General features: G+C 68.3%; 18 protein-coding genes, 1 tRNA gene and 1 pseudogene. 16 read left to right on the forward strand and 4 right to left on the reverse strand.

Annotation, left to right across the window (positions count from 1 at the left end):
* Positions 1-2: 2 nt before the first annotated feature.
* The 9 genes and pseudogenes from rraA (at position 3) to V3391_RS09830 (ending at position 8,153) form a co-directional block, all read left to right on the forward strand.
* Positions 3-482 (forward strand): ribonuclease E activity regulator RraA, encoded by a 480-nt coding sequence (gene rraA, locus V3391_RS09790; RefSeq protein WP_332078730.1) that lies wholly within the window; start codon positions 3-5, stop codon positions 480-482.
* Between the two features lie 310 nt (positions 483-792).
* Positions 793-1,740, forward strand: a complete 948-nt coding sequence (gene yegS / locus V3391_RS09795) for a lipid kinase YegS (protein ID WP_332078226.1) — start codon at positions 793-795, stop codon at positions 1,738-1,740.
* 147 nt (positions 1,741-1,887) lie between these two features.
* On the forward strand, positions 1,888-3,372 hold the full coding sequence (gene trpE / locus V3391_RS09800; protein ID WP_332078228.1) for an anthranilate synthase component I: 1,485 nt from the start codon (positions 1,888-1,890) through the stop codon (positions 3,370-3,372).
* 40 nt (positions 3,373-3,412) lie between these two features.
* Complete coding sequence (locus V3391_RS09805) at positions 3,413-4,192, forward strand: SIMPL domain-containing protein (protein ID WP_332078229.1); 780 nt, start codon at positions 3,413-3,415, stop codon at positions 4,190-4,192.
* Positions 4,193-4,195: 3 nt separating this feature from the next.
* Positions 4,196-4,774, forward strand: a complete 579-nt coding sequence (locus V3391_RS09810) for an anthranilate synthase component II (RefSeq protein WP_332078230.1) — start codon at positions 4,196-4,198, stop codon at positions 4,772-4,774.
* A 129-nt stretch (positions 4,775-4,903) separates the two neighbouring features.
* Entirely contained in the window at positions 4,904-5,941 is a 1,038-nt protein-coding gene (gene trpD, locus V3391_RS09815; protein WP_332078231.1) for an anthranilate phosphoribosyltransferase, read from the forward strand.
* 93 nt (positions 5,942-6,034) lie between these two features.
* Positions 6,035-6,421, forward strand: coding sequence for an antibiotic biosynthesis monooxygenase family protein (locus tag V3391_RS09820; RefSeq protein WP_332078232.1), 387 nt, complete (start codon positions 6,035-6,037; stop codon positions 6,419-6,421).
* Positions 6,422-6,500: 79 nt separating this feature from the next.
* Positions 6,501-7,283 (forward strand): annotated as a pseudogene (gene trpC, locus V3391_RS09825) (indole-3-glycerol phosphate synthase TrpC); the annotation flags it as partial.
* Between the two features lie 141 nt (positions 7,284-7,424).
* Positions 7,425-8,153 carry a haloacid dehalogenase-like hydrolase gene (locus tag V3391_RS09830; RefSeq protein ID WP_332078731.1) on the forward strand — a complete coding sequence of 243 codons (729 nt, stop codon included), beginning with the start codon at positions 7,425-7,427 and terminating at the stop codon, positions 8,151-8,153.
* A gap of 4 nt (positions 8,154-8,157) precedes the next feature.
* On the opposite strand, the gene V3391_RS09835 is transcribed toward V3391_RS09830, so the two are convergent.
* From V3391_RS09835 to crp, 3 genes are all read right to left on the reverse strand, one after another.
* On the reverse strand, positions 8,158-8,907 hold the full coding sequence (locus tag V3391_RS09835) for a sulfite exporter TauE/SafE family protein (protein ID WP_332078233.1): 750 nt from the start codon (positions 8,905-8,907) through the stop codon (positions 8,158-8,160).
* A 62-nt stretch (positions 8,908-8,969) separates the two neighbouring features.
* Positions 8,970-9,443 (reverse strand): GNAT family N-acetyltransferase, encoded by a 474-nt coding sequence (locus V3391_RS09840; RefSeq protein ID WP_232137971.1) that lies wholly within the window; start codon positions 9,441-9,443, stop codon positions 8,970-8,972.
* Positions 9,444-9,453: 10 nt separating this feature from the next.
* Entirely contained in the window at positions 9,454-10,089 is a 636-nt protein-coding gene (gene crp, locus V3391_RS09845) for a cAMP-activated global transcriptional regulator CRP (RefSeq protein WP_332078732.1), read from the reverse strand.
* A 194-nt stretch (positions 10,090-10,283) separates the two neighbouring features.
* On the opposite strand from crp, the gene speD reads away from it, so the two are divergent.
* Positions 10,284-11,075 (forward strand): adenosylmethionine decarboxylase, encoded by a 792-nt coding sequence (gene speD, locus V3391_RS09850; RefSeq protein WP_232137969.1) that lies wholly within the window; start codon positions 10,284-10,286, stop codon positions 11,073-11,075.
* A gap of 106 nt (positions 11,076-11,181) precedes the next feature.
* On the opposite strand, the gene coq7 is transcribed toward speD, so the two are convergent.
* Positions 11,182-11,829 carry a 2-polyprenyl-3-methyl-6-methoxy-1,4-benzoquinone monooxygenase gene (coq7, locus tag V3391_RS09855; RefSeq protein WP_332078234.1) on the reverse strand — a complete coding sequence of 216 codons (648 nt, stop codon included), beginning with the start codon at positions 11,827-11,829 and terminating at the stop codon, positions 11,182-11,184.
* Positions 11,830-12,051: 222 nt separating this feature from the next.
* Here coq7 and rplM point away from each other — a divergent pair, with 222 nt between their 5' ends.
* From rplM to maiA, 6 genes are all read left to right on the forward strand, one after another.
* Positions 12,052-12,480: a 50S ribosomal protein L13 gene (rplM, locus tag V3391_RS09860; RefSeq protein ID WP_159677749.1), complete on the forward strand. Its 429-nt coding sequence runs from the start codon at positions 12,052-12,054 to the stop codon at positions 12,478-12,480.
* 2 nt (positions 12,481-12,482) lie between these two features.
* The gene (rpsI, locus tag V3391_RS09865; protein WP_332078235.1) at positions 12,483-12,875 is read left to right on the forward strand and encodes a 30S ribosomal protein S9; all 393 of its coding nucleotides are present in this window, start codon (positions 12,483-12,485) and stop codon (positions 12,873-12,875) included.
* Between the two features lie 89 nt (positions 12,876-12,964).
* Positions 12,965-13,039, forward strand: a tRNA-Gln gene (locus V3391_RS09870).
* Positions 13,040-13,268: 229 nt separating this feature from the next.
* Entirely contained in the window at positions 13,269-14,003 is a 735-nt protein-coding gene (locus V3391_RS09875) for a 2OG-Fe dioxygenase family protein (protein ID WP_332078236.1), read from the forward strand.
* A gap of 61 nt (positions 14,004-14,064) precedes the next feature.
* Positions 14,065-15,057: a fumarylacetoacetate hydrolase family protein gene (locus V3391_RS09880; protein ID WP_332078237.1), complete on the forward strand. Its 993-nt coding sequence runs from the start codon at positions 14,065-14,067 to the stop codon at positions 15,055-15,057.
* 5 nt (positions 15,058-15,062) lie between these two features.
* The gene (gene maiA, locus V3391_RS09885) at positions 15,063-15,722 is read left to right on the forward strand and encodes a maleylacetoacetate isomerase (RefSeq protein WP_332078238.1); all 660 of its coding nucleotides are present in this window, start codon (positions 15,063-15,065) and stop codon (positions 15,720-15,722) included.
* Positions 15,723-15,726: the final 4 nt, after the last annotated feature.

Genomic DNA, 15,726 nt, shown 5'->3' on the forward strand with positions numbered 1-15,726 from the left:
GCGTGGACGTCGTCACCTGCGATCTGTGCGACGCGCACCCGGATGCGGTGCGCGTGCTCGATCTGCCGTTGCGCGATTTCGGCGGGCGCGCGGCGTTTGCCGGCATCGTCAGCACGGTGCACGCGCTGGAAGACAACTCGCGCGTGCGTGAGGCGGTGGCGGAAGCCGGCGCGGGCCGCGTGCTGGTGATCGACGGCGGCGGTTCGACGCGCCGTTCGATGCTCGGCGACCTGCTTGCCGAACAGGCAGTCGCCAACGGCTGGGCCGGCGTGGTGGTGCATGGCGTCATCCGCGACAGCCTCGCGATCGGGCAGCTCGATCTCGGCGTCAAGGCGCTGGGCACGGTGCCGCTGAAGACCGACAAGCGCGGGCAGGGCGTGCGCGATGTGCCGGTGTGCTTCGGCGGTGTGACGATCCGGCCCGGCGACTGGCTGGCCGCGGATGCGGATGGCGTGCTGGTGGCGGATCGTCCGCTGGTCTGAGCGCTGCGCATTCGCGCGTTGTTCGCATTTCGAGGAGTTGTTGGGCTGCTGCCCTCACCCCACCGTCCGCGCCGCGGACGGTTCCCCCCTCTCCCGCGCATGCGGGAGAGGGGCCTCGGCAACTTCCGCTACGCGGAAGCGGCATTTGTTCTGGAGGCTGATCCTGCCTCCGCCCGTCGTCCCTGCTATGGCCTTCCATACTCCGGGACCTAGATGACGAGCCGATGACACGCGTGAGGGCCGGTTAACGGCGATGCGCCGGGCATCCGCTACGCTCCGCGCCACCTCCACCACCCGCACGACCCCCCGCATGCCTGCACCGCTCTGGCGCCTGATCCTCAATGGCAAATCCGCGGGCGACGAGGCCGTGCGCACCGCGGTCGCCGCACTCCGCGCGCGGGGCGTCCACATCGACGTCCGGGTGACCTGGGAAGCCGGCGACGCCGAGCGCTACGCCGCCGAGGCGCTGGCGGAATCCGTGGATACGATCATTGCCGCCGGCGGCGACGGCACCCTCAACGCCGTGGTCTCAGTGCTGGCCGCGCAGACCGCCGATGCCGATGCGCTGCCGTCGCTGGCCCTGATGCCGCTGGGCACCGCCAACGATTTCGCCACCGCCGCCGAAGTGCCGAACCTCCCCGAGGACGCGCTGACCCTGGCGCTCGACCGGCCGGCCGTGCCGATCGACGTGCTGCGCATCGAGACCGACGACGGTGTGCACTGGTGCGCGAATCTCGGCTCCGGCGGCTTCGGCACCCAGGTCACCGTGGAGACGCACGCCGGGCTGAAGAAGGTGCTCGGCGGCCTCGCGTATTTCATCACCGGCCTGTCGCGGCTCGGCCGCATCGAACCGCTGGAAGCACGCATCACCGGCCCGGACTTCGCGTGGCAGGGCGGCTTCATCGCGCTGGGCATCGGCAACGGGCGTCAGGCCGGCGGCGGACAGGCCCTGTGTCCCGATGCCTGCATCGACGACGGCCTGATCGACGTCACCATCGTCCCCGAGCTCGAAGGCGAACTGCTCAACACGCTGCGCACCGCGCTGACCGAGGGCAAGGTCGCCGCGCTCGACCAGGTGGCCGTGCGCACGCAGCTGACGGAACTGGTCGTCGAGTCCGACACGCCGCTGGTGCTCAATCTCGATGGCGAGCCCGCGCGCGCGCGGCGCTTCGCGATCAGCTGCCAGCCCGGACGCCTGCGGCTGCATCTGCCGAAGGATTGCCCGCTGCTCGTCGCGTCGCCGCACCCGGTCGTCTGAGGCGGTCGCGCGCGCGCGGCCGAGCCGCTACAGTAGCCGCCATGCACGCGTCCGCCTTCCCGCATTTCCGTTCGTCCGACGCCGGCTGGCGATGGTGGCGTACTGCCTCTGTCGCCCCCGTTCGTCCGACTGTCCAGGAAATGCCGCGTGATCACGCAGACCGAGTTCCAGCACTACGCCGCTGAAGGCCACACCCACGTACCGGTGGTCCGCGAGGTCCTGAGCGATCTCGATACGCCGCTCTCGGTCTACCTCAAGCTCGCCGATGGCCCGCACACCTATCTGTTCGAATCGGTGGAAGGCGGCGAACGCTTCGGCCGCTATTCGATCATCGGTCTGCCGGCCGAACGCGTCTACGCGTTCCACGGCCACACGTTGACGGTGCGCGAGCACGGCGAGGTCATCGAGACGCGCGAGGTCGAGGATCCGTTCGCCGAAGTCGAGCGTCTGCGCACCGCGCATTCGGTGCCGCAGATCGAAGGCCTGCCGGGGTTCACCGGCGGTCTGGTCGGCTGGTTCGGCTTCGAATGCATCGAGTACATCGAACCGCGTCTGCGCAGCGGCCAGCGCGCCGACGTGCGCGACGAACTCGGCACGCCCGACATCCTGTTGATGCTGAGCACCGAGGTCGCGGTGTTCGACAACCTCAAGGGCCGGTTGTATCTGGTGGTCCACGCCGACACGCGCGAACCGCAGGCCTGGCTGCGTGCGAACCGCCGCCTCGATGCGCTGACGCATCGCCTGCGCCAGGGCGGCGCCGGGTATCCGGAAACGCTGCAGCCCGCTGCGCTCGACGAGTCCGATTTCGTGTCCGGCTTCACCCGCGAGGGCTTCATCGACGCCGTCGCGAAGACCAAGGAATTCATCGCCGCCGGCGACGCCTTCCAGGTCGTGCTGTCGCAGCGCATGTCGGTGCCGTTCCAGGCGCGTCCGGTCGACGTGTATCGCGCGCTGCGCGCGTTGAATCCGTCGCCCTACATGTATTTCCTCGATGTCGGCGGCACCCAGGTCGTGGGTTCGTCGCCGGAAATCCTCGTGCGTCTCAAGGACGGCGAAGTCACCGTGCGCCCGATCGCCGGCACACGTCCGCGTGGCGAGACGCCGGCGCAGGATCAGGCGCTCGAAGCCGAACTGCTGGCCGATCCCAAGGAGCGTGCCGAGCATCTGATGCTGATCGACCTGGGTCGCAACGATGTCGGTCATGTGTCGAGCGCGGGCACGGTCGAGGTCGGCGAGCGTTTTGTCATTGAGCGCTACAGCCACGTCATGCACATCGTCAGCGAAGTCACCGGCCGCCTGAAGGACGGGCTGAGCTATGCCGACGTACTGCGCGCGACGTTCCCGGCCGGTACCGTCAGCGGCGCGCCGAAAGTACGCGCGCTGGAGATCATCCGCAGCCTCGAACCGGTCAAGCGCAACGTCTATTCGGGCGCGGTCGGCTACATCGGCTGGCACGGCGATGCCGACACTGCGATCGCGATCCGCACCGCGGTGATCCAGGACGGCCGCCTCTACGTGCAGGCCGGCGCCGGCATCGTCTACGACTCGGACCCCGAAATGGAATGGGCCGAGACCATGAACAAGGGTCGCGCGTTGTTCCGCGCGGTCGCGCAGGCGGCGAAGGGACTGTGAGCCGCCCCCTCTGTTTTCACCAGGGATCAGGGAGACGACGATGAAAGGATGTTTCGTTCGCGGATGTGCGGGTCTGCTGCTGATGGTGTGTGCGCCGTTCGCGGCGGCGCAGGTCAATGCGTTGCCTTCCCTGCCGCACCTGCTGGTCAAGGGCGAAGCGACGCGTGACGTGGTGCCCGACCGGTTCACCGTGTCGATCACGCTCAGTGCGCTGGACATGCAGCCCGAGGTCGCACGCGAGCGTGTGCAGACGAACCTCGGCGCACTGCTGAACGGGTTGAAGTCGGGTGGGGCGATCGCCGGCTCGATCGATGCCAGCACGTTCTCGGTGCAACCCGAGCACGACTACGAATCCCAGAAACGCGTGTATCGCGGCATCCGCGCGACGCGAGCGCTGCGGGTGACGTTCCCCAACGCCGAGGCCACGCGCGCGTTTCTCGCGAAGCTGCCCGCCGGTGAGGACGTGCAGCTGGGCAGCATCGAGCCGACGTTCTCCGGCGAGGCCGCATTGCGCGGTGAACTGAAGGCCGAGGCGATGCGCCAGACGCGCGACACCGCTGCGCTGCTGGCCACGAGCTACGGTGCGCGCCTGGGCTCGCTGTACAGCGTGTCCGACGTGGCGCCGAGCTTCGCCTACGGCATCCAGGCCGGGCAGTGGCCGTCGTCGCGCAGCGGCGCGTCTCCGCCGCCCGCGGCGAGCCCCTCTGTAGCGTTCGACCGCATCCAGGTCACCGGCAGTCGCATCACGCCCGAAAGCCTCGCCGTCGGCACCGTCACCATCGCCGAACACCTCTACGCCATTTTTCTGCTCGCGGACTGAACCATGCTGTTGATGATCGACAACTACGACAGCTTCACCTGGAACCTCGTGCAGTATCTGCAGGCGCTGGGCGCCGAGGTCCGGGTGGAGCGCAATGACGCGTTGTCGGTCGATGCGATCGCGAAACTCGCGCCCGAGCGCATCGTGATCTCGCCGGGCCCATGCACACCGAACGAAGCCGGCGTGTCGCTGGAGCTGATCGAACGCCTCGGTGCAACGACGCCGATTCTCGGCGTGTGTCTCGGGCACCAAGGCATCGGCCAGGCTTACGGCGGCAAGGTGATCCGCGCGCAGCGGATCATGCACGGCAAGACTTCGGCGATCCGCCACGAGGGCCGCGGTGTGTTCGCGGGTCTGCCGGATGGCTACGAGGCGACGCGCTACCACTCGCTGGTCGTCGAACAGTCGTCGCTGCCGGACTGTCTCGAAGTCACCGCGTGGACCGAGCACGACGACGGCAGCCGTGAAGAGATCATGGGCCTGCGCCATCGCACGCATCCGGTCGAGGGCGTGCAGTTCCATCCCGAGTCGATCCTGACCGAGCATGGACATGCGTTGCTGAAAAACTTCCTCGAGCGCTGACCCTTTCGACGTCATCCCGGCGCACGCCGGGATCCAGCGACTTGAAGCCGGCACAGAAGACACTGGATCCCGCCCTTCGCCGGGATGACGCATCATCAAGATTCGCTGTTACGAACCATCGGTCTCCCCATGCCCATCACCCCCCACGAAGCCCTGCAACGCACCATCGAGCACCGCGAGATCTTCCGCGACGAAATGGTCGAGCTGATGCGCCAGATCATGCGCGGCGAGGTGTCGCCGCTGATGACCGCGGCGATCCTGTCCGGCCTGCGGGTCAAGAAGGAAACCGTCGACGAGATCGCCGGCGCGGCGCAGGTGATGCGCGAGTTCGCGCTGCCGGTGCCGGTCGCGGATGCGGATCGCGCGCATCTGGTGGACATCGTCGGCACCGGCGGTGACGGCGCGCACACGTTCAACATCTCGACGGCGAGCATGTTCGTCGTCGCCGCGGCCGGCGCCAAGGTGGCCAAGCACGGCAACCGCAGCGTGTCCTCGAAGTCCGGCAGTGCCGATGTGCTCGAAGCACTCGGCGCGCGCATCGATCTGCAGCCCGACGACGTCGCACGCTGCATCGCGGCGACCGGCATCGGTTTCATGTTCGCGCCGGTGCATCACCCGGCGATGCAGGCGGTCGCGCCGGTACGTCGCGAGATGGGCGTGCGCACGATCTTCAACATCCTCGGCCCGCTGACCAATCCGGCCGGTGCCCCGAACATCCTGATGGGCGTGTTCCACCCCGATCTCGTCGGCATCCAGGTCCGCGTGCTGCGCGAACTCGGCGCGCAGCGCGCGCTGGTGGTCTGGGGCCGCGACGGCATGGACGAGATCTCGCTCGGCGCCGGCACGCTGGTCGGCGAGCTGCGCGACGGCGAAGTGCGCGAGTACGAGATCCATCCCGAGGATTTCGGCATCGCCATGGCGGCCAGCCGCAATCTGCGTGTGGAGAACGCCTACGAATCGAAGGCGCTGGTGCGCCAGGCGCTCGACGGCACCGCGGGGCTGGCCCAGGACATCGTCTGCCTCAATGCCGGCGCGGCGCTGTACGTGGCCGGCGTCTCGGCGTCGATCGCCGATGGTGTCGCGCTCGCGCGGACCACCGTCGCATCGGGTGAGGCCTTGCGCCGCCTGGACGCATTCGTCGCACAGACGCAGCACGCGGGCAGCTGAATCGGAAGTTTCTGGTTCCCCGGGCCCTGGCGGACGCGTATGCTGAATAGGTTGCATGGATGCTGCCCTTTCGGTTGAAGAAGCGATCCCTGCATGCGTCATCCCGCATTACCCCGTCCCCCGTATCACGTCGCGATCCTCCGTTACCGCCGCAACGGCGAGGACGCGGCCGGTTACAACGAAGCGCTGCGCGACATGGTCGAAATGGCGCAGCTGCAGCCCGGCTTTCTCGGCATGGAGTCGGTAGACGACGCGAGCGGTGACGGCGTCACGCTGAGCTACTGGACCGACGAGGCCTCGATCCGCGCCTGGCGCGCGCAGGACGGTCAGGGCGTGATCCGCGAGAAGGACCGGCGCGGCTGGTACACCGAGTACGCCCTGCAGATCGCGCGCGTCGAACGTGCCTACGCGTGGTCGCGCGACGCAGCCGGCGACGAGACGGACGACGGGGACGCGCCCGGGGCCGTGTTCCCGGTCTGACGGTCCGGGGCACCGTCGCCTGCGTTATCGTGGGCGGCCCTTCCAGACCGGCGCGTCGCGCTGGCCCACGGTGTTGATCTTGAACGACGTCCTGCAGCGCATCCTGGCGCGCAAACACGAAGAAGTCGCGGCACGTCGTGCCGCGTTGCCGCTGGCCGACATCGCCGCACGGGCCGCTGCGGCGCCGCCGGTGCGCGGCTTCGCCGCCGCGATCGAAGCGAAGATCGCCGCCGGCCAGGCCGCGGTGATCGCCGAGGTCAAGAAGGCCAGCCCCTCGCAGGGCGTGATCCGCGCCGACTTCCAGCCCGCCGAGATCGCGCGCAGCTACGCGGCCGGCGGCGCGGCCTGTCTGTCGGTGCTGACCGACATCGATTTCTTCCAGGGCGCCGACGACTACCTCGTGCAGGCGCGCGCAGCCTGCGCGTTGCCGGTGCTGCGCAAGGACTTCATCGTCGATCCCTGGCAGGTCTATGAGGCACGTGCACTCGGCGCGGACTGCGTGCTGCTGATCGTCGCCGCGCTCGACGACCGTCAGCTGGTCGAGATTGCCGAGCTTGCGATGTCGATCGATCTCGACGTGCTGGTCGAAGTGCACGACATCGACGAACTCGAGCGCGCGCTGCAGGTGCCGGCGCCGCTGCTGGGCATCAACAACCGCAGTCTGCGTTCGTTCGAAGTCTCGCTCGACACCACGCTGGAACTGCGCAGCGCGGTGCCACGCGATCGCCGTCTGGTCACCGAGAGCGGCATCCACACCGCCGCCGATGTCGCGCGCATGCGCGCGGCCGGGATCGACGCGTTCCTGGTCGGCGAAGCCTTCATGCGCGAGCCCGATCCGGGCACCGCGCTGCGCACGCTGTTCGCGATGCCGGGCGCGCCCACGACGACGGACAGCCGTCCGGTCGCCGACATCTCGGCGATCGCGATCGCCGCCGCGACGACGCCGGCGCCGGTGGAGACGGACACCGCCGGTGCGGATACCGGCACGCCGGTCGTCGCCCAGCTGCTCAAGGACACCGCCGCGAACGACACCGTGCGCACCGTGGTCTTCGATTTCGACCACACGCTCTACGACGGCGACTCGGGCACCCATCTGTTCCGCTGGCTGATCACCCGCAGCGTCTGGCGCACCGCGCTGGCCTGTCTGGCCGCGCCGGTGCTCGGGCCGATGATCGCGTCCCTGCCCACGCGCCGTTACGGCATTTCCGGATTCGTGTGGATCGGCACCGTCGGCCTGCACAGCCGCGGCGTGCTGGACCGGCTGATCGATCGCTACGTCGCGGACAACGCCGCGCAGATCAAACCCAAGCTGCTGCCGATCGCGCTCGACGTGCTGCACGCGCATCGCGCCGCCGGCGACAACGTGGTCATCGCCACCGGCGCGCCGCCGGAACTCGCCCGCGCCATTCTCGCGTTCGTCGCGCACGAATCCGTGCCGGTGATCGGCACCGCGGTCGGGCCGAAGTTCGGCGCGGTGGTCGCCACGCGCCACTGCCACGCCGAGGAGAAGATGCGCATGCTGCGCGAGCGCGGCTACGGCGCGATCGACATCGCGTATTCCGATTCCTCCGCCGACCTGCCGCTGCTCAAGGCCGCGAAGGCACCGGTGGTGGTGAACCCGAAGGCGGCCAACGTCGACATGTTCCGCCGCGCCCTGCCGCCGGGCACGCCGGTGCTCAACTGGGGCTGCGCCGACCGCGGCGGCGATCCGATCGCCACGCCCGCGGTCTGAAGTCTCAGGCCAGCAGCGTGCGGCCGATCTGGTAGAGGCTGATCGCCATCACCAGCAGACCCACCGCGAGCAGCACCCAGCGCTCGCGGACGTGCTTGACGAACAGCGCGGCCAGCGGCGCGGCGATCATGCCGCCGACCAGCAGCCCGAGGATCACGTCGAGGTGCTGCAGGCCCATCGTCAGGAAGAAGGTCACCGAGATCGACACGGTGACCAGAAACTCGGCTGCGTTGACGGTGCCGATCGTCGTGCGCGCCGTGCCGCCGCGGGCGAGCAGGGTGGACGTGGCCACCGGCCCCCAGCCGCCACCGCCGGTGGCATCGAGCAGGCCGGCGAAGAAGCCCAGCAGCGGCACCCGGCGCACTTCGCGCTTGGGCATCAGCCGGCCCGCCGCGCGCAGCAGGATCACGATCGACAGGATCAGCAGGTAGGCGTAGATGAAAGGCCGGATCACGTCGCCGGGCAGTTGCGTCAGCACGTAGGCGCCGATCGCGCCGCCGATCATGCCCGGCAGGGCGAGCCGCAGGAACAGCCGCTTGTCGACGTTGCGCATCGCCAGATGCGAGGCGCCCGAGGCGCCGGTCGTGAACACCTCGGCGGTATGCACGCTGGCGCTCACTGCCGCCGGCGGCACGCCCATGCTCAGCAGCACCGAGGACGACACCAGCCCGAACGCCATGCCCAGCGCGCCGTCGATCAGCTGCGCGGCGAGTCCGACGAGCACGAAGAACAGGAATTGGTCGCCGAGTTCCATGGCGCAGACTCCGGAAGGTCAGGACAGTCTGCAAGGACGGCGTGACCGGGACGTGTGTCCCGTCAGGCGTCGCCGAGCCGCTTGATGAAACGCAGGGTGCCGTCGGAGAAGCCGCAGGCCTTGTAGAACGCATGCGCGTCGGCGCGCTGCGAACCGCTGACCAGCTCCAGCCGCGCCGCACCGGCGAAACGCGCGCGGCGATCGGCTTCCTTCAGCAGCTCGCGGCCCAGGCCCTTGCCCTGCGAATCGCTGGTGACGACCAGCGCGGTGATGCGGCAGGTCGTCGAGCCGAGCGGCAGGTAGTACATGAAATCGAGTGCGATCAGGCCGCAGACCCGGCCGCCGCTGCGCGCGACCACCAGGGCCTGGCGGTCGTTGTCGGTGATCAGGCGGATGCGATCGCGGGCTTCGCGCTCGGTGCAGGGATAGCCCATCTCCGACAGCAGCGCGGCCACGTCGTCGGCGTCGATCACCGACGCGCTGCGCAGGTCGGCGTCGGGCAGGTCGCCCCGCGGGCCGAAGTGTCCGAGGCTCATGCCGGCGCTCCTAGCGCGTGCCGAACAGCACGATGGTCTTGCCGCGGGCGGTCAGCTTGTTCTCCGCCTGCAGCTTCTTGAGCACGCGCCCGGCCATCTCGCGCGAACAGCCGACCAGACGTGCCAGCTCCTGCCGCGAGATCCGCAGCTGGGTGCCCTGCGGATGGCTCATCGCCTCCGGCTCGCGGGTCAGGTCGTGCAGGGTGCGGATGATGCGGTCGGTGACGTCGAGGAACGCCAGACGTCCGGCCTTGCGGCTGGTGTCGAGCAGGCGCCGCGAGAGCTGCGCGCCGATCGCGTACATGATCGAGGTCGCATCGTTGGCCAGCACACCGTCGAACAGCTGGTACAGGCGCTCGTAGCTGATCTCGGCCAGTTCGCACTGGGTGCGCGTGCGCAGGATGACCTCGCGCACGTCCGACTCGATGAACAGGCCCATCTCGCCGACCAGCTCGCCCGTGCCGAAGTAGCCGAGGATCAGTTCGCGACCGTCGTCTTCCTCGGTGATGATGCTGACCGAGCCGCTGACGACGTAGTACAGCGTGCCGGCCGGATCACCGGGACGGAACACTTCGCTGCGCGGCGGGTAGCGGCGGCGGTGGCAATGGGCAAGAAAGCGCTCGATGGCGGCCGGCGTGGGCGCCATCGGGTGCGGTGGGCGGGGGGCATGGGGATTGATCAGGGCCACAGGTGTTGGTGTCATGGGCTTCGGATCGGGGGAATGCCGCAGAGTAGGCGCTCCGGCTGCCCGGGGCAAACCCGCGTGATCGGCGAGGTCGCGGCACGTGGGTGCTTTGACGCATAATCGTCGTTTCGCCCAACCCCCGAGGGTCGACCGCTGTGGTCAAACCGCTCCCGCGCCTGAAGCTTCAGGGTTTCAACAACCTGACCAAGGCCCTGTCGTTCAACATCTACGACGTGTGCTACGCCGCGTCGGAAGACGAGCGTCAGCGCTACATCGCGTACATCGACGAGGTGTACAACGCCGACAGGCTGACCCAGATCCTGACCGATGTCGCCGAGATCATCGGCGCGAACATCCTCAACGTCGCGCGCCAGGACTACGACCCGCAGGGCGCGTCGGTCACCATCCTCATCTCCGAGGAGCCGGTGGTGGACCGCAAGGACGCGAAGGGCGTGATCTCCGACGCCGTCGTCGCGCACCTCGACAAGTCGCACATCACGGTGCACACGTATCCGGAGACCCATCCGGACAACGGCATCGCGACGTTCCGCGCCGACATCGACGTCGCCACCTGCGGCGTGATCTCGCCGCTGAAGGCGCTGAACTATCTGATCGAGAGCCTCGAGTCGGACATCGTGGTGATGGACTACCGCGTGCGCGGTTTCACCCGCGACGTGAAGGGCCGCAAGCACTACATCGACCACAAGATCAATTCGATCCAGGATTACCTGGCGAAGAACATCAAGTCGCGTTACGACGCGCTCGATGTGAACGTCTACCAGGAAAACATCTTCCACACGAAGATGCACCTGAAGGAATTCGATCTCGACCAGTACCTGTTCGAAGAGAAGGCCCGCAATCTCTCGTTCAAGGAGCGCATGAAGATCGAAGCGCGCCTGCGCCGCGAGATCGAAGAGCTCTATCACGGTCGCAATCTGATCGACTGACCGGCGTACGCTGCCGGTCGACGCAAAAAGGCCCCGCATGGCGGGGCCTTTTCGTGTCCGTGAGGACTCCAGCCCTCACGTCTTCCGTCCTGACGCGCTGGCGGCGCTACAGCCGGTACGCCACCGCCTTCATCAGGCTCGAGGCGGTCGCCATCAGTGACGGCACCGGCCACGGCAGCACGCGCGCGCCGGCCTGCTCGGCGTGTTCGGCGTGGCGCGCCTCGTCTTCCTTCATCTGCTTGAGGATCTCGCGGCTGCGCTGGTCGGCTTCCGGCAAGGTCTGCAGATGCGCGTCGAGGTGCGCCTCGACCTGACGTTCGGTCTCCACGACGAAGCCGAGATTCCAGCCGTCGCCGCGCAGACCGGCCACGACGCCGAGCGCATAACTGCCGCCATACCACAGCGGGTTGAACACGCTGGGGCGGCTGTCGAGTTCCCGCAGCCGCTGCGCGCACCAGGCCAGGTGATCGGTTTCTTCCTGCGCGGCGTCGAGCAGATGCGCGCGCGTCCCGGCCTCGCGTGCGACCGCGGCCTGGCCGAAGTACAGGCCCTGCGCGCAGATCTCGCCCACGTGGTTGATCCGCATCAGACCCGCGGCGTGCCGGCGCTCCGCGTCGTTGAGCACGACATCGGGCGTCTCGACGCCGGGGTTGGGGCGGGTGGCCGGCGGATTGCCGAATACCGTGTCGAGCGCGCGCTGGGTCTCGACCAGCAAGTGGTCGACGGGATTGAAACGGGGCCGGGGGAGGGCCATCGGGTCGGATTCCTGCAGCGCGGCAGGTGGCCGCGTCGCGTACCATTCTCGGCCCTCGCTCCATGCCGCGCCAGCGTCCGGCGTGGCGACGCCCCGCCAGCTTGCGTGCCGAAGGGCGGGCAGCTATCATTCCGCTTCTGTGTTGCACGCTCTACAACGCGAGGCGACGTTCCGCCGGCCACCGGCGCAACCAGCCCGACCAGTCACCCACCGAGTATTTCCATGAAGACCTTCATTGCCAAGAACGAGACCGTCCAGCGCGACTGGTATCTCGTCGATGCATCCGGCAAGACCCTGGGCCGCCTGAGCGCGGAAATCGCCCACCGTCTGCGCGGCAAGCACAAGCCCGTCTACACCCCGCACGTCGACACCGGCGACTACATCATCGTGGTCAACGCCGAGAAGATCGCCGTGACCGGCAAGAAGATGACGGACAAGCTCTACCACCGTTTCACGGGCTACATCGGCAACCTGAAGACCGAGACCCTGGGCCAGGCGCTCGAGCGCCACCCGGAGCGCGTGATCGAGATCGCCGTCAAGGGCATGCTGCCGAAGAACACCCTCGGCCGCGCCATGTACCGCAAGCTCAAGGTCTACAAGGGTGCCGAGCACCCGCACGCCGCACAGCAGCCGCAGCCCCTGGAACTCTGATCATGGCAATTACCCAGAATTACGGCACCGGCCGTCGCAAGTCCTCCGTCGCCCGCGTGTTCCTGCGCAAGGGCAGCGGCAAGATCACCGTCAACGACCGTCCGCTCGACGAGTTCTTCGGCCGCGAGACCGCGCGCATGATCGTGCGCCAGCCGCTCGAGCTGACCCAGAACACCGAGACGTTCGACATCCTGGTGACCACCACCGGTGGCGGCACGACCGGTCAGGCCGGTGCGATCCGCCTCGGCATCTCGCGTGCGCTGGTCGAATACGACGAGACGCTGAAGGTCGAGTTGCGCAAGGCGGGCTTCATGACCCGTGACGCACGCGAAGTCGAGCGCAAGAAGGTCGGCCTGCACAAGGCACGTCGCGCCACGCAGTTCTCGAAGCGCTGATCGTGCGTTGCCGGATCCGCGCGACTGCGTGGATCCGGCGTCGCCGAAGCTTGCGGAGCACCGCGGTTTCGGCGTTACAATATGTTCATAGCCCCGTCGCCAAGCGGTAAGGCACCTGACTCTGACTCAGGCATTCGGAGGTTCGAATCCTTCCGGGGCTGCCACATCGAAAACGAAAAAGCCCGCCGAAAGGTGGGCTTTTTTGTGCCTGTTGTCTTCGGCAAGTGCGCTGCAAGCCATGGCGTTGCAGCCTCGAATTTCGCGTCCGGCGTCTTTGCGTTTGTTCACGCGTGTCGATTGCATTCACGACGTGCCGTTCGCAGGACGACTGCATTCCACGCCTGCGCACGGCGACACGATGCACGCGCATCGATGCGGCTCTAGAATTCCGCGATGAACGCGTTCCCGCCGCCGTATACCACTCCTGCCGCCGTCGTCGACGCCCTGCGCGTGCATGGCTGCGCGGTGCTCGCACCCTCGACGCTGGCATCGCTCTGCAATGTGCGCATCGATGCGCTCGAGGCTTGGCGCGCGGGCTGGGACGATCTCCCGCCCGATGCCTATCTCAAGGATGGCGGCCGCTATCGCCGACGTCGGCACGGCTGCTTCGTGCAACACGGCGACACGCTCGCGCAGGTCGCGCATCGCGCGCACTGGCAGTCCGAGGACTACAACGCCCTGCACGGCGGCATGCATCGCTGGTTCGAGCCGCTGGCACCGGCGCTCGCGGCCGATCCGGCCTGGACACGGCTCGTCGCCGGACTCGGCCATGTATTCGCGCAGGTGCGCGACGATGGTGACTGGCATGTCGAAGCGCACCAGTTCCGCATCGACACCACCGACGGCATCGGCCGGCCCACGCCCGAAGGTGCGCACCGGGATGGTGTGGATTTCGTCGCGGTGCTGCTGGTCGGCCGCAGTGGCATCAAGGGCGGCGAGACGCGCGTGTTCGAGGCCGACGGCCCGGCCGGGCAGCGCTTCACCCTGACCGAACCGTGGGCGGTGCTGCTGCTCGACGACCATCGCGTGATCCACGAGTCCACGCCGATCCAGCCGGCCGACGGCACCGGTCATCGCGACACGCTGGTGCTGACCTATCGCGCCGGCGCCTTCCAGGGCGAGAACTGAGCGTCGCCGCGCGCGAGTTCGTTACAATCGCAACAGATAGCCGACGCCAACCGGAGTTGCCATGAAGCTGGGTTCTTTGAAGGAGGGCGGCCGCGACGGCACCCTGATCGTCGTGTCGCGCGACCTGGGCCGCGCGGTGCGCGCCACCGGCATCGCCGCGACGCTGCAGCAGGCGCTCGACGACTGGTCGAACGCCGCGCCGCGCCTCAACGCGCTGTCCGAATCGCTCGATGCCGGCGACGCCGACGGCGTGTTCGATCTCGACGTCGCGCGCCTCGCCGCGCCGCTGCCGCGCGCCTACGAGTTCGTCGACGGCAGCGCCTATCTGCCGCACGTCGAGCGCGTGCGCCGCGCGCGTGGCGCCGAAGTGCCGGAGAGCTTCTACACCGATCCGCTGATGTACCAGGCGACCAGCGCCGGTTTCTACGGCCCGCGCGACACCGTGAAGGTGACCAGCGAAGACCACGGCATCGATCTCGAGGCCGAGATCGTCGTGATCACCGACGACGTGCCGATGGCGGTGACGCCCGAGCAGGCCGCCGGCCACATCCAGCTGATCGGTCTGGTCAACGATGTCTCTCTGCGCAATCTGATTCCCGGCGAGCTCGCCAAGGGCTTCGGCTTCCTGCAGGCCAAGCCGCGCTCGGCGCTGAGCCCGGTGTTCGTGACCCCGGACGAGCTGGGCGATGCCTGGCGGGACAGCAAGCTGCACCTGCCGCTGCTCACCCACATCAACGGCGAATGGTTCGGCGCGCCGGAAGCCGGCGTCGACATGCAGTTCGATTTCTCGCAACTGGTCGCGCACGCGGCGAAGACGCGCCCGCTGGTCGCCGGCACGATCGTCGGCTCGGGCACGATCGCGAACGCGGACACGTCGAAGGGCGCGTCGTGCTTCGCCGAGAAGCGCACCGTCGAGACGTTGGAGCAGGGCGCCCCGAAGACGCCGTTCATGGCGTTCGGCGACACCGTGCGCATCGAGATGCTCGATGCCGAGGGCGTCAGCATCTTCGGCGCGATCGAGCAGGTGATCGAACGCCAGGCGCTGCCGGCGTAACACCGATGACGGCCGCGCTGACGCTGCATACCTACTGGCGGTCCAGCGCGGCCTACCGCGTACGCATCGCCCTGCATCTCAAGGGTCTGGCGTTCGACAGCGTGCCGGTGCATCTGGTGCAGGGCGGCGGCGAACAGCGCATGCCGGCGTTCGCCGCGCGCAATCCGCAGCGGCTGGTGCCGACGCTGCAGCACGGCGACGCGGTGCTGACCCAGTCGCTGGCCATTATCGAATATCTCGACGAGACGTTTCCCGGCGTGCCGTTGCTGCCGCGCGACGCGCTCCCGCGTCAACGCGCCCGCACGCTCGCGCAGGTGGTCGCCTGCGACATCCATCCGCTCGGCAACCTGCGCGTGCTGCAGTACCTCGAACACGAATTGCAGCTGCCGGCGGATGCGCGCACGCGCTGGGTCGCGCGCTGGGTGCGCGATGGACTGGAGGCGTTCGAGGCCCTGCTGCTGCAGCACGGTGCCGGCGATTTCTGCGTCGGCGATGCGCCGACGATCGCCGATTGCGCGCTGGTGCCGCAGCTCTACAACGCACGACGCTTCGGCATCGATCTGGCGCCGTATCCGGCGATCCGCCGGATCGAGGCGGCATGCGTCGCGCTGCCGGCCTTCGAGGCGGCAGCGCCGGAACGACAGGCGGACGCGCCGCCCGCCTGATCGC

The organism is Luteimonas flava (genome assembly GCF_036584485.1).
In the GTDB taxonomy this organism is placed as follows: domain Bacteria; phylum Pseudomonadota; class Gammaproteobacteria; order Xanthomonadales; family Xanthomonadaceae; genus Luteimonas; species Luteimonas flava.

Bases quoted from the DNA above. Each gene is read 5' to 3' on its own strand.
- yegS (WP_332078226.1), top strand. From the start codon at position 793: ATGCCTGCACCGCTCTGGCGCCTGATCCTCAATGGCAAATCCGCGGGC.
- V3391_RS09805 (WP_332078229.1), top strand. From the start codon at position 3,413: ATGAAAGGATGTTTCGTTCGCGGATGTGCGGGTCTGCTGCTGATGGTG.
- V3391_RS09810 (WP_332078230.1), top strand. From the start codon at position 4,196: ATGCTGTTGATGATCGACAACTACGACAGCTTCACCTGGAACCTCGTG.
- trpD (WP_332078231.1), top strand. From the start codon at position 4,904: ATGCCCATCACCCCCCACGAAGCCCTGCAACGCACCATCGAGCACCGC.
- V3391_RS09820 (WP_332078232.1), top strand. From the start codon at position 6,035: ATGCGTCATCCCGCATTACCCCGTCCCCCGTATCACGTCGCGATCCTC.
- V3391_RS09835 (WP_332078233.1), bottom strand. From the start codon at position 8,907: ATGGAACTCGGCGACCAATTCCTGTTCTTCGTGCTCGTCGGACTCGCC.
- V3391_RS09840 (WP_232137971.1), bottom strand. From the start codon at position 9,443: ATGAGCCTCGGACACTTCGGCCCGCGGGGCGACCTGCCCGACGCCGAC.
- crp (WP_332078732.1), bottom strand. From the start codon at position 10,089: ATGGCGCCCACGCCGGCCGCCATCGAGCGCTTTCTTGCCCATTGCCAC.
- coq7 (WP_332078234.1), bottom strand. From the start codon at position 11,829: ATGGCCCTCCCCCGGCCCCGTTTCAATCCCGTCGACCACTTGCTGGTC.
- rplM (WP_159677749.1), top strand. From the start codon at position 12,052: ATGAAGACCTTCATTGCCAAGAACGAGACCGTCCAGCGCGACTGGTAT.
- rpsI (WP_332078235.1), top strand. From the start codon at position 12,483: ATGGCAATTACCCAGAATTACGGCACCGGCCGTCGCAAGTCCTCCGTC.
- V3391_RS09875 (WP_332078236.1), top strand. From the start codon at position 13,269: ATGAACGCGTTCCCGCCGCCGTATACCACTCCTGCCGCCGTCGTCGAC.
- V3391_RS09880 (WP_332078237.1), top strand. From the start codon at position 14,065: ATGAAGCTGGGTTCTTTGAAGGAGGGCGGCCGCGACGGCACCCTGATC.
- maiA (WP_332078238.1), top strand. From the start codon at position 15,063: ATGACGGCCGCGCTGACGCTGCATACCTACTGGCGGTCCAGCGCGGCC.